A 15,659-nucleotide genomic window follows, 5' to 3' on the forward strand; every position below is an offset into this window, starting at 1 on the left:
CGAGGTGCCTCACAGATGTGTCACCATCCGATGCGAGGATGGGTGGACGAGGTGAGCAAGCGTGATCGGCTGACCCTTCATCCAGGTGATGCGCTCGCCGATGAAGACCGGATCGCCTTCGCGGACCTGCAGTAGCGAGGCTTCGTCGGCGCTGGCGGCACCCGCCATGAACGTAAACTCCGCATTGGAGAACGGGGCGTGCCCGACGAGCCATTCGTTCGGACCCATCGATTTGAAGTCGGCCCTGCGCGCGTCGGGAACGGTGTTCAGGTTGATCCAGCGGTCTTCATACTGATACGGCACGCGGTCTGCCAGATGCAGGCAGCGCACATGCAGCATGCCTGATTTCGAGAGCAGGCTGAGACGCGCGCAGATGACTTCCGGCGCGTCGGTCTCTTCAGCACTCAGAAGGCGATACTGGTATTCGGAGCCCCGCCCTTCGATTTCCTGGCGGATGCGCGGAATGACGAAGCGGGCCTCACGCACGGGATGAAGCGCGACCCGTGTGCCGGCGCGGCGCTTGCGCTCGAGGATGCCGGCACGGGCCAGCTCCTGCAGGGCGCGGTTGACCGTGGCACGGGCGGCGCCGAACTCCTCCGCCAGCGCCTCCTCGCCGGGTATGAGCGTTCCCGGCAGCCAGATTCTCTCGGCGATACGGCGGGAGAGCTCGTCGCGGATTGTGCGGAATGAGGCGCGTTGGCTGGTCACAGATGCTCCACCAGTTTCCGGATCGTTTGCGCGTAGCGCGCCGCGATCGTTTCACGTTCGATATGACGGCCTTCGCGGACACAATGGCGTCCCGCAGACCAGACATCCTGTACGGCTCCATTGTCGCCGGTAAAGAGCCATGCGTCCAATGGGCCATCGTCGTATGCTGCGCCTGCGAATTCAGTTTGGTCAATGGCGACCATATCGGCCCAGTGTCCGGGTTGGATGGCACCGGACCTGCGACCAAGCGCCTTTGCGCCTCCGGCAAGGGCAGCGTCATAGAGCGTGCGCCCGCAGGACTGACCGTGCGCGGCCAGAACCACGCGGGCAGTATCGCGCAGGCGCTGGGAGTATTCGAGCTGGCGCAACTCTTCTGCGACCGTGATGCGGATATTGGAATCGGAGCCGATTCCGAGTGTGCCACCGGCATTCCGGTACTGAGGGCCGTTGAAAATGCCGTCACCGAGATTGGCTTCGGTGACCGGACAAAGGCCGGCAACGGCGCCGGTCTCGGCCAGATTGGCGGTTTCCTCGTCTGTCATGTGGGTGCAATGGATAAGGCACCAGCGTTCGTCCACGCGGCAATTGTCGAGCAGCCATTCCACCGGGCGCCGACCGTAGGCTGCGCGCACTTCGTCGATCTCAGGCAATTGCTCGGCAATGTGCATGTGGAGCGGGCCTCGGGGGTGCATGGCCTGTGTTTCGCGGAGGTCATCGAGACTGACGGCGCGGAGGGAATGCGGTGCGACACCCAGGTGCGCGTCGGCGGACAGATTGGCCACGCATTCTTCGGCGCGCGAAAGCAGCTTCTGGTATCGGTCGAGATCGTTGCCAAACCGCTTCTGACCGCCCTGAAGCGGGCGCTGATCGACACCACCATGGCGATAGAGGACGGGCAGGAGCGTGAGGCCGATGCCGGTCTGTTCCGCAGCGCTGGCAATGCGGGCGGACAATTCGCCGACATCGCCATAGGGAGCGCCGCCCGGCTGGTGGTGGACATAATGAAATTCGGCGACGGCCGCAAAGCCGGCTTCCTGCATCTCCATGAAGGCGAATGCGGCGACGGCTTCCAGGTCGTCCGGTGATAGCAGGTCGAGGAAGCGATACATGATTTCGCGCCAGGTCCAGAAACTGTCGCGCCCGGCCGGACCGCGCCGTTCGGCAAGGCCTGCCATGGCACGCTGAAAGGTGTGGCTGTGCAGGTTGGACATGGCCGGCAGAAGGACCGGCACGCGCACCGTCCTGTCATTCTCCGGCTGCGTGTTGGAGGCGACGCTGTCGATGCGGCCGGAACCGTCGAGCTTTACAAGCACATCTTTTTGCCAACCGCCTGGCGTGAGGGCATTCTGCGCAAAAATGGCTTGCATGGAGTGCTGTTCCTGATTTAATTATGTCTATACATATATGAATAACACTAGACAAAAAAGCGCGGTTAGGCAATATGCCCTGCAAATATGTCCCGCAGGGGGGTGGAGGAAACTTCCTGTCATGAAGCAGAGTGTCATCAGCGGTATCCGGTTGGCAAGCATGTGTGAGGGCGCTGTGCCCTACGGGCTCGTTGAGGATGCCGGCATCGCCATTGAAAATGGCGAAATCGTCTGGTCGGGCATGCTGAGCGCCATTCCGGACACGTTTGCCGACTGGGAACGAACCGACTTTGGCGGTCGGCTCGCGACGCCGGCGCTGGTGGACTGTCACACGCATCTGGTTTTTGGTGGCAATCGCGCCAGGGAATTCGAGATGCGGCTTGAAGGCGCGAGCTACGAGGAAGTGGCGCGGGCCGGTGGCGGCATCGTTTCGACCGTTTCTGCAACGCGTGGCCTGGACGAAGATGCGCTGGTCGAAGACGCGCTGAAGCGGCTCGATGCGCTTCTTGCAGAAGGCGTTGCGACGGTGGAGGTCAAATCCGGTTATGGGCTGACCGTCGAGGACGAGCTGAAGATGCTGCGCGCCGCGCGCCGTCTGGCTGATCTGCGGCCCGTGCGGATCAGGACGAGCTATCTCGCCGCCCATGCGGTTCCAGCCGAATATCGCGGGCGCGAAGACGCCTATATCGACGCGGTGGTGCTGCCGGGCATGGACGCTGCCCATGCCGAAGGTCTGGCCGATGCGGTTGACGGGTTCTGCGAGGGCATTGCCTTCTCGCCGGCGCAGATGGCGCGCGTGTTCGACAGGGCGCGCGAACTCGGCCTGCCGGTAAAACTGCATGCAGAGCAGCTTTCCAATCTGGGTGGCGCGAAGATGGCGGCCTCCTACGGCGCGCTTTCGGCCGATCATCTCGAATATCTGGACGAGGAAGGCGTTGCGGCGATGGCCGTTTCAGGAACGGTGGCCGTTCTCCTGCCGGGCGCGTTCTACACGCTGCGCGAGACGCAGTATCCGCCTCTTGCGGCGCTGCGCAAACATGGGGTGCGCATTGCGGTCGCGACCGACTGCAATCCGGGGTCGTCGCCGCTTGCCTCGCTCCTTCTGACCGTGAACATGGCCTGCACGCTGTTCCGCATGACGCCCGAAGAGGCGCTGGCCGGTGCCACGCGCGAAGGCGCGCGGGCGCTCGGGCTGGCCGGTGAGATCGGCACCATCGAGGCCGGCAAGCGCGCCGAGATCGCCATCTGGGACGTGGAGCATCCAGCCGAGCTTGCCTATCGCATAGGCTTCAATCCGCTCCATCGCCGCATTGCAGGAGACTTCGCATGACGCTTGTTCTGACCCCCGGTGCGGTCACGATCCAGGATCTGGAGCGTATCTGGCGTGATGGCGTTGCCGTGCGCGTCGATTCGGCCTGCTATCCCGGCATCGAGGCGGCTGCTGCGCGCATCGATCAGATCGCTCGCGGCAATGAAGCGATCTATGGCGTCAACACCGGCTTTGGAAAGCTCGCCAGTGTGAGCATCCCGCCGCAGGATGTGGAGACACTGCAGCGCAATCTCATTCTCTCGCATTGCTGCGGCGTTGGCGCACCGCTTGACGAAGCCATCGTGCGGCTGATCATGTCGTTGAAACTGCTCTCGCTGGGCCGTGGCGCATCCGGCGTGCGCATGGAGGTGGTCAAGCTGATCGAGGAAATGCTGGCGCGCGGTGTCGTGCCGGTGATCCCCGAAAAGGGCTCGGTCGGCGCATCCGGCGATCTGGCGCCGCTCGCGCATATGGCGGCTGCCATGATGGGCGAGGGGGAGGCCGTCTTCGACGGTGAGCGGCTTTACGGCGGTGAGGCGCTGCGCAGGGCCGGGCTTACGCCGGTCGTGCTGAAGGCCAAGGAAGGGCTGGCGCTGATCAACGGCACGCAGGTTTCGACCGCGCTGGCGCTGACCGGTCTGTTCCGGGCGCATCGCGCGGCGCGGTCCGCGCTCATCACCGGGGCGCTTTCGACCGATGCGGCAATGGGGTCTTCCGCGCCATTCCATCCCGAAATTCATACGCTTCGCGGCCATCAGGGGCAGATCGACACGGCGGCGGCACTGTGGGCGCTGCTCGAAGGGTCGCAGATCCGCGAGAGCCATCTGGAAGGTGACGAGCGGGTGCAGGACCCGTATTGCATTCGCTGCCAGCCGCAGGTGGATGGCGCGTGTCTCGATCTTCTGCGCCAGGCGGCGCGCACGCTGACCATCGAAGCCAATGCCGTGACCGACAATCCTTTGGTGCTGTCGGATGGGACCGTGGTTTCGGGCGGCAATTTCCACGCCGAGCCGGTGGCGCTTGCCGCCGATCAGATCGCGCTTGCCATCTGCGAGATCGGTGCGATTGCGCAGCGGCGCATTGCGCTTCTGGTCGATCCGGCGCTGTCGTTTGGCCTGCCGGCGTTTCTGGCGAAGAAGCCGGGCCTGAATTCCGGCCTGATGATTGCCGAAGTGACCTCGGCTGCGCTGATGTCGGAAAACAAGCAGATGTCGCATCCGGCCTCTGTCGATTCGACGCCCACTTCCGCCAATCAGGAAGACCATGTGTCGATGGCCTGTCATGGCGCGCGGCGACTTATTCCGATGACGGAGAACCTGTACGGCATTATCGGCATTGAAGCCGTGACGGCGGCGCAGGGCGTGGATTTTCGTGCGCCGCTGAAAACGAGTGCAGCGCTTGCACAGGCGCATGCCGCGATCCGTAGCGCGGTGCCGGATCTGGAGGAAGACCGTTATCTGGCCCCCGATCTGGAAAACGCCATCGCGCTCGTGCGCTCCGGCGATCTGAACGCCAGCATTCCCGAGAACATTCTGCCTGAATTGAGGAGTGAGCCTTGATCGGGAGCGTGTCTTTTTTGGATGTGGCGACTGCCCCTCATCCGCCTGCCGGCACCTTCTCCCCGCTCGCGGGGAGAAGGACTATGGCCGCAACGTTGACGCCCCCCTCTCCCCGCCTGCGGGGAGAGGGTAAGGGTGAGGGGCGAACGCCAACACTGGAGATTTGCGAATGAACCCCGTCGAAGTGCATCAGGGCTCTTCGCCCGTCATTCTGGGGCTGCCGCACACGGGCACTTATGTGCCGGATGCGGTCAAGGCCCGGCTCAATGAACAGGGCCGGCTTCTGACCGATACGGACTGGCATGTGCATCGGCTCTATGACGGTCTGCTCGATGGTGTGACCACCGTGCGGGCGACCTTTCATCGCTATCTGATCGACGCCAATCGCGACCCTTCCGGCGAGAGCCTTTATCCGGGGCAGAACACGACCGGCCTCGTGCCGCTGACGGACTTCGACAATCGCCCGATCTGGCGCGAGGGAGAGGGGCCGACTGCAAAGGATGTCGCCGAGCGGCTTGAAGCCTTTCACGCGCCCTATCATGCCGCGCTGGAGGCCGAGATCGCACGGGTGAAGGCGCTGCATGGCGTGGCGATCCTCTATGACTGCCATTCCATCCGCTCGCATTGCCCGTTCCTGTTCGAAGGGCAGCTTCCCGATTTCAACATCGGCACCAATCGCGGCAAGACCTGCGCAGCGGAAATCGAGCGGTTGACGGCGGAGATTTGTGCTGCGGCGGACGGCTATACGAGCGTGCTCAATGGACGTTTTGTCGGCGGCTGGACCACACGGCACTACGGCAAACCGGAACGCGGAGAACATGCGATCCAGATGGAACTGGCGCAGGCGACACATCTGACGAGCGAGGCCGTTCCGTTTGACTATGACGAAGAAAAGGCGGCGCGCCTGCGGCCGCATCTCAAAGCCATTCTGACGCGTCTTTCCGAGATCGCGCCATCCTTGAAGGGGAACTGAACCATGACCAATCCGCGTCACAACATTCGCGAGGTGAGGGCGCCGCGCGGGACGGAGCTGAACGCCAGGGGCTGGATGACGGAAGCGCCGCTCAGGATGCTGATGAACAATCTCGATCCCGACGTCGCCGAAAACCCGAACGAGCTGGTCGTTTATGGCGGCATTGGCCGGGCCGCGCGGACCTGGGACGATTTCGACCGCATTGCCGCGACGCTGAAGACGCTTGAGGAAGACGAGACGCTGCTTGTTCAGTCGGGCAAGCCGGTGGGCGTGTTCCGCACCCACAAGGATGCGCCGCGCGTTCTGATCGCCAATTCCAATCTGGTGCCGCACTGGGCCAACTGGGACCATTTCAACGAGCTCGATAAGAAGGGTCTGATGATGTACGGCCAGATGACGGCCGGCTCGTGGATCTATATTGGCTCGCAGGGCATCGTGCAGGGCACGTACGAGACCTTCGTGGAGGCTGGCCGGCAGCATTATGGCGGCGACCTTACGGGCAAGTGGATCCTGACTGCAGGGCTTGGCGGCATGGGTGGCGCGCAGCCGCTGGCGGCCGTGATGGCCGGCGCCTGCTGTCTCGCCATCGAGTGCGATGAGACGCGCATCGATTTCCGCATCCGCACCCGCTATGTGGACGAGAAGGCGACCACGCTGGACGAGGCGCTGGAGATGATCGACCGCTGGACGAAGGCGGGCGAGGCGAAATCCGTCGGCCTTGTGGGCAATGCGGCGGAGATCGTGCCCGAGCTGGTGCGGCGCGGCGTGAAGCCGGACATGGTGACGGACCAGACTTCTGCGCACGATCCGGTGAACGGCTATCTGCCCAAGGGCTGGACCGTGGCCGAGTGGCGCGAGAAGCGTGAAAGCGATCCGAAGGCCGTGGAGAAAGCGGCCCGTGCCTCGATGCGCGAGCATGTGGAGGCGATGGTCGAATTCTGGAACCAGGGCATTCCGACGCTCGACTATGGCAACAACATTCGCCAGGTGGCGCTGGAAGAGGGGCTTGAGAACGCCTTTGCCTTCCCCGGTTTCGTGCCGGCCTATATCCGCCCGCTGTTCTGCCGCGGTGTGGGGCCTTTCCGCTGGGCGGCGCTTTCGGGCGATCCGGAGGACATTTATCGCACGGACGAGAAGGTGAAGGAGCTTCTGCCCGACAATGAGCACCTGCATCGCTGGCTCGACATGGCGCGCGACCGCATCGCGTTCCAGGGTCTGCCGGCGCGCATCTGCTGGGTCGGTCTGGGTGACCGGCATCGCCTTGGCCTCGCCTTCAACGAAATGGTGGCGAAGGGCGAATTGAAGGCTCCGGTGGTGATCGGGCGCGATCATCTGGATTCGGGCTCGGTGGCGTCTCCCAACCGTGAGACCGAGGCCATGAAGGACGGTTCGGATGCCGTTTCCGACTGGCCGCTGCTCAACGCACTCCTGAACTGCGCTTCCGGCGCGACCTGGGTTTCGCTGCATCATGGCGGCGGCGTGGGCATGGGCTTCTCGCAGCATTCGGGCATGGTGATCTGTGCCGACGGCACGGAGGATGCAGCGCGCCGCCTCGAGCGGGTGCTGTGGAACGACCCGGCAACCGGCGTGATGCGCCATGCCGACGCGGGCTACGACATTGCGCTCGACTGGGCCAAGGAAAAAGGCTTGCGGCTGCCGGGGATTCTTGGAAACTAACAAAAACACCTCAGAGGGATTTTATCATGAAAAGGCGTCAATTTCTGAAAACCGCCGGCGTGGCCGGTGTGGCGACGGGCCTTGCGGCTCCGGCCATAGCACAGGACAAGATCACCTGGAAGATGGTGACGGCGTGGCCGAAGAACCTGCCCGGCCCGGGCGTGGCGGCGCAGATGCTCGCCGACCGGATTACGGCTTTGTCCGGCGGGCGGCTGGAAGTGAAGCTTTACGCCGCTGGCGAGCTTGTGCCGGGCAATGGCGTGTTCGATGCGGTGTCGGAGGGCACGGCCGAGCTTTATCACGCGGTTCCCTCCTACTGGGGTTCCAAGTCGCGCGGCATTCTCCTGTTCGGTTCGCAGCCTTTCGGTCTGCGCGCTGACGAGCAGCTTGGCTGGCTCGTGCATGGCGGCGGGCAGGCACTCTATGACGAGATGTATGGCCGCTTTGGGCTGAAGCCGTTCCTTTGCGGCAATTCCGGGCCGCAGTGGCAGGGCTGGTTCCGCAACGAGATCAACTCGGTCGACGATCTGAAGGGCCTGCGCTTCCGCACCACGGGTCTTGCCTCTGAAATGTGCGCGAAGCTCGGCATGGCCGTTCAGGCCATGGGCGGCGGCGACATGTTCCAGGGCCTGCAGTCCGGCACGATCGACGCCGGCGAGTTCATCGGTCCGTGGACGGATTCGGCGCTGGGCTTCTACCAGGTAGCCAAGAACTACTACTGGCCGGGTGTCGGCGAGCCGTCTTCGGCAGAGGAATGCGCGGTGAACAAGGCGGCCTATGAGGCGCTGCCGGAAGACCTGCAGCAGGCCGTCGCCTATGCCTGTGAATCGCTCTACAATCCGGTCTGGACCGAATACACGACCAAGCACGCCGCAGCGCTGAAGCAGCTTGTGGCCGAGCAGGACGTGCAGGTGAAAAAGCTGCCGGATGACGTGATCGTCGCCATGGGCAATGCCGCTGGCGAGGTGATCGCGGAGCTGCGCGAGGACGATGACGAGCTGGTCAAACGCATTGTCGAGAGCTTCCTCGAATACCGCGAAGGCATCGCCGAATACATGGTCTACGCAGATAACGGGCAGATGAACGCCCGCGCGATGGACTACAAATACGGCGGCTGACAACACGACCGGGCCGGGCTCGCGCTCGGCCCGTTTCTTTCGGGGAACGCTCGGCATGCTTGAGCTTGCGGACAAACTTGACCGGATCAACCGGGCAGTGGGCGCTGTTGTGCGCTGGCTGGCGCTGGCCATGGTGCTGGTGCAATTCGGCACGGTGGTGCTGCGCTATGTCTATGGCGTCAGCTTCATCTTCATGAACGAGACCGTTCTCTACCTGCATGCCACGCTCTTCATGCTGGCCGGAGGCTACACGCTTCTGGTCGACGGGCATGTGCGCGTGGACATTTTCTACGGGCTGTTCGGCCCGCGCGGAAAGGCGCGCATCGATATTTTCGGTGCGCTGTGTTTCCTGTTGCCCTCCATGTTCATGATCGCCTGGTTCTCCTGGCCTTCCGTGCGCAATTCCTGGGCAATCATGGAAGGAGCCATCTCGGTGGGCGGCATTCCCGCCTCCTTCCTGCTCAAATCGTTGATCCCCGCCTTCTGCGCGCTGCTCATCATCCAGGGCCTTGCCTGCATCCTGCGCGATATCGCGCGTCTTCGTGAAGAAGCCCCCGCCGCATGACCTTACCGCTCGACATTCTGATGTTTGCGGCGCTGATCGTCGCGATTCTGATCGGCTATCCCGTTTCCTTCATGCTGGCGGGCACGGCGGCGCTGTTCGCCTTTCTTGGCTGGATGACCGGCCAGTTCGATGTCGGGCTTCTCGGCGCGCTTGGGCAGCGGGTTTTCGGAACCCTCACCAATGAGGTTCTGATCGCCATTCCATTGTTCGTTTTCATGGGCGTGGTGCTGGAAAAAAGCCGCATCGCGGAAGAGCTTCTGGAGACGATGGGCCGTCTCTTCGGCGGCATTCGCGGCGGTCTCGGGGTTTCCGTCGTGCTGGTCGGTGCGCTTCTGGCGGCCTCGACCGGCATTGTGGGCGCAACCGTGGTGGCGATGGGCCTGATCGCGCTGCCGACCATGGTGCGCAATGGCTATGATCCGAAGCTCGCTTCCGGCGTCGTGTGTACATCCGGCACGCTTGGCCAGATCATTCCCCCTTCGACCCTTCTCATCATCCTGTCGGACGTGATGTCGAGCGCCTATCAGCAGGCGCAGTACGAGCAGGGCAAGTTCACCATCGAGACGATCTCAGTGGGGCAGGTCTTTGCCGCCGCCCTTCTGCCGGGCCTGACACTTGTTGCCGTCTATATCGCCTACCTCATGACGCGCGCGGCACTCAAACCGGAAACCGCGCCTGCTCTGGTGGAAGCCGGCGACCGGCCGAGCCGGCAGGAAGTGCAGCGCGCCGTCGTTCCGCCTGTTCTTTTAATTGTCGCCGTGCTGGGGTCCATCCTGGGGGGCATCGCCACACCGAGCGAGGCTGCCAGTGTGGGCGCTATCGGCGCGCTGCTTCTGGCCGGTGTCCGCGGCGAGGGCAATGGCCGCCTGATTGTGCTGGGTGCAGCCGCACTTGGCACTGCCGCCGTTCTGGCCGGGCTCTTTCCGGTGCGCCTGCAGCGTAGCGATGCGGGTGTGTTCGAGTGGGGCATGGCCGCGCTGACGACCGGGCTTCTGGCGCTCGGCGTCATTGCCATTGCGGTCTCCATCTACAGGGCACGCAGACGTGGCATTCTCACGCCCATCGTCACCTCCACCATGACGGTGACGGCGATGATCTTTGCAACGATCCTGACCGCCAGCATCTTCTCACTGGTGTTTCGCGGGCTTGGCGGTGACGCGCGCGTAGAGGAGATTCTTCATGCGATGCCAGGTGGCCCGCAGGGCGCGCTGATCTTCGTGATGGCGCTGATCTTCATTCTCGGCTTCTTCCTCGATTTCGTGGAGATCTCGGTGATCGTGCTGCCGCTGGTGGCGCCGATCCTGATCCTGATGGGGCATGATCCGCTGTGGCTCTCAATCCTGATCGCGATCAATCTGCAGACATCGTTCCTGACCCCGCCATTCGGATTTTCTCTGTTCTACCTGCGGGCGGCAGCGCCAAAGGAAATCACGACGGGACAGATTTATCGCGGCGTCATTCCATTCATCATTCTGCAGATCGTCGGAATGGGCGTGATCTGGCTGCTTCCGTCGATTTCGACATGGCTACCGGGAACCATCTTTTAGGATCTGATCGGCGAACGCTGGCTCAGCCACTGCCCAAGTGTTGATCCAGAACGCCCTGTCTGGACCACCGCAGCTTGACAAGGGGTGCCTGGATCATTGATGAGCCGGTAAAACAATTCTAAGGGAGCGCCCGCTCATGCTTAAGACGCCCTATCTCCTGTTTCTTGGTGATGCCCCTGACGCCCTGACTGCAAAGGTTGCCCAAGGGATCAAGGACTGGCGACCGGAGTTCTGTGTGGGCCAGCTGCGCCTCGATGGCTGCAAGGCTGATCTCGGCCTCAAGGACATGAGCATCGCCGAGGCGAAGGAAGCCGGCGCACAAACCCTCGTTGTGGGCGCTGCGAACCGTGGCGGCGTGATCGCGCAAAGCTGGGTGGCGACGCTTGTGGAAGCCGCTGAGGCCGGCATGGATATCGCTTCGGGTCTGCACAACCGCCTGACCGCTCTGCCTGCCCTGATGGCAGCCGCGGAAAAAGCGGGCACGCAGCTTTTCGATGTCCGCGTACCCCAGGAAGACTACCCCATTGCCGATGGCAAAAGGCGGACCGGCAAACGCTGTCTGGCGGTCGGAACGGATTGCTCCGTCGGCAAGATGTACACCGCGCTTGCCATGGAACGGGAAATGCGCGAGCGCGGCATGAAGGCCACGTTCCGCGCTACCGGCCAGACGGGTATTCTCATCACCGGCTCGGGCGTTCCGCTCGACGCCGTTGTGGCCGATTTCATGGCTGGTTCCATTGAGCACATCACCCCGGACAATGATGCAGATCACTGGGATCTGATCGAGGGGCAGGGCAGCCTTTTCCATCCATCGTTCTCTGGTGTCACGCTGGCGCTGATCCATGGCGGACAGGCCGATGCGCTGGTGCTTTGCCATGAGCCGACCCGCACCCATATGCGGGGGCTGCCGCACTATCAGCTACCCACACTGGAGGCTTTGCGCGACCTGGCACTGGAGACGGCCCGTGTGGTCAATCCGGACGTCAAGGTGGTGGGAGTCTCCGTAAACACTGCGGCGTTGAACGATGCGGAGGCGAAAGCCTGTCTCGAAGAGATCGAAGCTCGTATGGGCCTGCCGACGGCCGATCCGTTCCGCCAGGGGGCGGGCCGTCTCGTCGACGCGCTGGATTGATGCGGAAGCGGCATTTTCCGGTTCGTGGACAATGCCGCAAGAAGACCTCAACAACCTTGCCCTTCTCAGGCTGACATACCACTCTGCCCGGTGACAGTGGTGCGGGCAGATGGCAGCGAGGGCGAGGTTGAGATGACCGAGACAGCGACAAGGGACGAGGCACGCCTCTGGCAGACGTTTTCCGTTGTCGGGCTGTGCCTGGGAACACTGTTCTTCGCCGCCTCGCTGACACCGTCGCTTTTGCCACGTGCTTTTTTCGTTCAGGGCGTGCTCTCGGGCGCCTCGCTTGCCGTTGGCTACGGGCTCGGCGTGTTGCTTGTGTGGCTGTGGCGTTACCTGGAATTGCCGGAGCCACCGCAGGGGCCGCGATATTACGGCAAGCTCGGCATGGTGGCCGCATGCGCGGCCGTGGCAGTCCTCTTCCTCTGGAAGGCGGCCGAATGGCAGAACTCCATTCGCGCGCTGATGGATCTCGAACCGGTGGATACGGCCCATCCCAGCAAGGTTGGCGGTATCGCACTCGTTCTGTTTCTTCTGCTCGTTGCACTTGGGCGGGGCCTGAAACGCCTCTACGTGCTGGTTTCCGAAAGGCTCAAGAATTTCGTGCCGCGCCGGGTCGCTTACGTGCTCGGCGTTGTGCTGGTGGGGCTGATCGTGGCATCGCTGGTGGATCGTGTTCTGCTGCGCTATGCGCTGCGGGTTGCAGATTCAGCCTATGCGGAGCTGGATGCGCTGTTTGAAGACGGGATCGAACGGCCGAGCGGCGCCCTGAAAACCGGCAGCGCCGGGTCGCTCATCCCGTGGGAGACACTTGGGCGCACGGGGCGCAGTTTCGTCGCGGAAGGACCGGGCAGCGAGGAGATCGCGGCGTTCACCGGGCGAGAGGCGAAGGAGCCCATGCGGGTCTATGTGGGACTGCGATCCGCCGACACCGCCGACGCACGGGCCAGACTGGCGCTCGAGGAACTCAAGCGTATCGGCGCGTTCGACAGGAAGGTGATGGTCGTTGTGGCCCCCACCGGAACAGGGTGGGTGGATCCGGAGGCCAGCGTGACGCTGGAATATCTGCATGGCGGCGATACGGTGATGGTCGCGCAGCAATACTCCTATCTGACGAGCTGGCTGTCATTGCTGATCGAGCCGAGCTATGGCGCGGAGGCCGCGCATGCGCTTTTCCGCGAGGTCTATGGCCACTGGACAACACTGCCGGTGGAGACGCGGCCGGAGCTCTATCTCTATGGGCTCAGTCTCGGGACGCTCAGCTCAGAGCAGTCGACCGATCTTCTGAACATTCTGGGCGATCCGTTCCAGGGTGCGCTTTGGGCTGGCCCTCCCTTCAACAGCCGGCTCTGGAGCCGGTTCACGCGCGAGCGTAATCCCGGAACGTCAGCCTGGCTGCCGCGCTATGGCGACGGCTCGGTGGTGCGCTTTACCAGCCAGAAGAATGCACTCGACATTTCGGGTGCCCAGTGGGGACCGCTGCGGATTGTCTATCTGCAGTATGCCAGCGATCCCGTGGTGTTTTTCGATCCGCTTGCCTGGTACCGGCGACCGGCATGGCTGGTGGGCGAACGCGGGCCGGATGTCTCGCCGGAACTGCGCTGGTATCCGATCGTGACCTTCCTGCAACTGGCGCTCGACATGGCGCTGGCGACGACCGCACCCCTCGGATACGGCCACCTCTATGCGCCGGAACACTACATCGATGCCTGGATGGCCGTTACCGCGCCGGACGGGTGGTCGGATGCGAAGGTCGAGCGGCTCAAGCAGGCGCTTGCGAAGTAGCTGGCAAACGACTTTAGCCGATTGCCATGGTGACGGCGCGCCTGGCCATGGCGACGATGAGGCTCGCCCGGTAGTCGGCGCTTGCGTGGATATCCGTCATCAGACTGTCGGCGGGCACGGTGATGCCGTCGAGCGCCGCCGCACTGAAATCCGCGCTCAGCGCGCTTTCGAGTTCGGAGCACAGGAACACACCATCATCGCCAGCGCCGGTGACGGCGGCGCGAACGGCTTCGCCATCCCGCACGACGAAGACGCCGGTCATCGCGTAGCGCGAGGCGGGGTTGGGAAACTTGCCGTAGCCGGCTTTCTCCGGTGCTTCAAAGCGAATGGCGGTGATCAGCTCATCCTCGTCCAGCGCCGTTTCGAACAGGCCGGTGAAGAAATCCCGGGCAGCGATCTCGCGCTTGCTGGTGATGATGGTTGCAGACAGAGCCAGCATCGCCGCAGGATAGTCGGCTGCCGGATCATTGTTTGCGAGTGAGCCGCCAATCGTGCCCATATGGCGGACCTGCGGGTCGCCGATCAAAGCGGCGAGATGCGAGAGAGCGGGGCACACGCTTCTGATCTCGCTGCTTGCCGCAACCTTGGCGTGGGTGGTGCCGGCACCGATGGTCACTGTTTTGCCGGCAACAGAGATTGTCTGCAATTCGGCGACATGGCGCAGATCCACGAGGTCGGACGGAGCGGCAAGCCGGGTCTTCATGGCGGGAATCAGCGTTTGCCCGCCGGCCAGAAACTTTCCATCGTCTGCTGATTCGAGCAGGTCGAGTGCTTCTTTGACGGTTCCGGCGCGATGATAAGTGACGTCATACATGATCGATCTCCCCGGCTCAGGCGGCTCTGCTGGAGGCGGTGTTCATCGCTTCGGATGCGGCCATGATCGCTTTGACGATGTTGTGATAGCCGGTGCAGCGGCAGATATTGCCTTCAAGTTCCTCGCGCACGGTCTTTTCGTCGAGCCCTTCCGGGTGGCGGCGAATCATGTCTGTCGCAGCCATGATCATGCCGGGTGTGCAGAAGCCGCACTGGAGACCATGGTGCTCCCTGAACGCGGCCTGGACCGGGTGCAGTTCACCGCCATCGGACAGGCCCTCAATGGTGGTGATCGATGCGCCATCGGCCTGCACGGCGAGCATCGAACAGGATTTAACCGACTGACCGTCCATATGGATCGTGCAGGCGCCGCATTGCGACGTCTCGCATCCCACATGGGTCCCGGTCAGCCCCAGACTGTCGCGCAGAAACTGCACGAGCAGGGTCCTGCCTTCGACGGTGCCCGAAACCGTCTTTCCGTTCACCGTCATCGTCACGTCTGTCATGGGATACCTGCCTACTGGAATTTTCGGTGGCTAGATGCGCTGGTCGGCTGCCAACTTAGCGTATGCAGCCATTGTGTCCATGCCCTGTGACAATTCAAGCGCGGTGAAGCCGGCAGCGAATGGCTCGAAGGGTTTGTGGATGGTTCGGAAACCCGTTCTGGACAAGGAAAGCAAAGGCGTCCGAATAGGCTCTCCACGGCGAACTGGTCTGAACCTCAAAAATTGCACCGAAAGCGCGGCAATGAAAGATCATCTCCGAGGCTCTCGCATGCTGAGTGCCGAGTGAGATGAACACCGAAAGAAAAATTGCTGATCTATACATGGCATCCTCCTTAAATAAATTTGTTTGATATCCATTATTAATTCAATGATTTTTTATTTATGCTTGAAGTGTTATATATGTCTGGTCGGTGATGTGCTCCCTGCCGACCGTGGGAATTTCAAGCCAGACGCTTGATCTCGGAGGGAAATGGGGCTATCAGGCGGACCGCTCGCCGGGACGATTGGATTTGAGGATTGGAGTTCCTGTCCGATTGGCAGTGTTGCTCGACAATTTGGTTGCGAAAGCCTGCCGGGGCGGGTATGTGCACGGTGAAGTGC

At 62.6% G+C, this 15,659-nt stretch carries 13 protein-coding genes; 9 read left to right on the top strand and 4 right to left on the bottom strand.

Annotated features, from left to right (window positions below; genetic code table 11):
* Window positions 1-9: 9 nt before the first annotated feature.
* Both AC07E3_RS05800 and AC07E3_RS05805 read right to left on the bottom strand, forming a co-directional pair.
* Window positions 10-708, bottom strand: a complete 699-nt coding sequence (locus AC07E3_RS05800; protein WP_007007065.1) for a GntR family transcriptional regulator — start codon at window positions 706-708, stop codon at window positions 10-12.
* Window positions 705-2,075: a formimidoylglutamate deiminase gene (locus AC07E3_RS05805; protein ID WP_478360578.1), complete on the bottom strand. Its 1,371-nt coding sequence runs from the start codon at window positions 2,073-2,075 to the stop codon at window positions 705-707. The genes AC07E3_RS05800 and AC07E3_RS05805 overlap by 4 nt, the downstream gene beginning before the upstream one ends.
* Window positions 2,076-2,196: 121 nt before the next feature.
* On the opposite strand from AC07E3_RS05805, the gene hutI reads away from it, so the two are divergent.
* The 9 genes from hutI (at window position 2,197) to AC07E3_RS05850 (ending at window position 13,740) form a co-directional block, all read left to right on the top strand.
* Window positions 2,197-3,405: an imidazolonepropionase gene (gene hutI / locus AC07E3_RS05810; protein WP_478360579.1), complete on the top strand. Its 1,209-nt coding sequence runs from the start codon at window positions 2,197-2,199 to the stop codon at window positions 3,403-3,405.
* Complete coding sequence (gene hutH / locus AC07E3_RS05815; RefSeq protein WP_478360580.1) at window positions 3,402-4,943, top strand: histidine ammonia-lyase; 1,542 nt, start codon at window positions 3,402-3,404, stop codon at window positions 4,941-4,943. Before hutI ends, hutH begins: the two co-directional genes overlap by 4 nt.
* 169 nt (window positions 4,944-5,112) lie before the next feature.
* Window positions 5,113-5,916, top strand: a complete 804-nt coding sequence (gene hutG / locus AC07E3_RS05820) for an N-formylglutamate deformylase (protein ID WP_478360581.1) — start codon at window positions 5,113-5,115, stop codon at window positions 5,914-5,916.
* 3 nt (window positions 5,917-5,919) lie between these two features.
* Entirely contained in the window at window positions 5,920-7,593 is a 1,674-nt protein-coding gene (gene hutU / locus AC07E3_RS05825; protein WP_336070298.1) for a urocanate hydratase, read from the top strand.
* A gap of 26 nt (window positions 7,594-7,619) precedes the next feature.
* On the top strand, window positions 7,620-8,711 hold the full coding sequence (locus AC07E3_RS05830) for a TRAP transporter substrate-binding protein (RefSeq protein ID WP_478360582.1): 1,092 nt from the start codon (window positions 7,620-7,622) through the stop codon (window positions 8,709-8,711).
* Between the two features lie 55 nt (window positions 8,712-8,766).
* The gene (locus AC07E3_RS05835; RefSeq protein WP_336070302.1) at window positions 8,767-9,276 is read left to right on the top strand and encodes a TRAP transporter small permease subunit; all 510 of its coding nucleotides are present in this window, start codon (window positions 8,767-8,769) and stop codon (window positions 9,274-9,276) included.
* Window positions 9,273-10,823, top strand: a complete 1,551-nt coding sequence (locus tag AC07E3_RS05840; RefSeq protein WP_336070304.1) for a TRAP transporter large permease — start codon at window positions 9,273-9,275, stop codon at window positions 10,821-10,823. The genes AC07E3_RS05835 and AC07E3_RS05840 overlap by 4 nt, the downstream gene beginning before the upstream one ends.
* A 136-nt stretch (window positions 10,824-10,959) precedes the next feature.
* On the top strand, window positions 10,960-11,955 hold the full coding sequence (gene dgcN, locus AC07E3_RS05845) for an N-acetyltransferase DgcN (protein ID WP_478360583.1): 996 nt from the start codon (window positions 10,960-10,962) through the stop codon (window positions 11,953-11,955).
* A gap of 132 nt (window positions 11,956-12,087) precedes the next feature.
* The gene (locus tag AC07E3_RS05850) at window positions 12,088-13,740 is read left to right on the top strand and encodes an alpha/beta hydrolase (RefSeq protein WP_478360584.1); all 1,653 of its coding nucleotides are present in this window, start codon (window positions 12,088-12,090) and stop codon (window positions 13,738-13,740) included.
* A 13-nt stretch (window positions 13,741-13,753) separates the two neighbouring features.
* Here AC07E3_RS05850 and AC07E3_RS05855 read toward each other — a convergent pair whose 3' ends face one another.
* Together AC07E3_RS05855 and AC07E3_RS05860 are read right to left on the bottom strand one after the other, a co-directional pair.
* On the bottom strand, window positions 13,754-14,554 hold the full coding sequence (locus AC07E3_RS05855) for an FAD binding domain-containing protein (protein WP_336070308.1): 801 nt from the start codon (window positions 14,552-14,554) through the stop codon (window positions 13,754-13,756).
* A gap of 16 nt (window positions 14,555-14,570) precedes the next feature.
* Window positions 14,571-15,059, bottom strand: coding sequence for a (2Fe-2S)-binding protein (locus tag AC07E3_RS05860; protein ID WP_336070310.1), 489 nt, complete (start codon window positions 15,057-15,059; stop codon window positions 14,571-14,573).
* Window positions 15,060-15,659 lie beyond the last annotated feature (600 nt).

This window comes from Nitratireductor lacus (assembly GCF_056431025.1).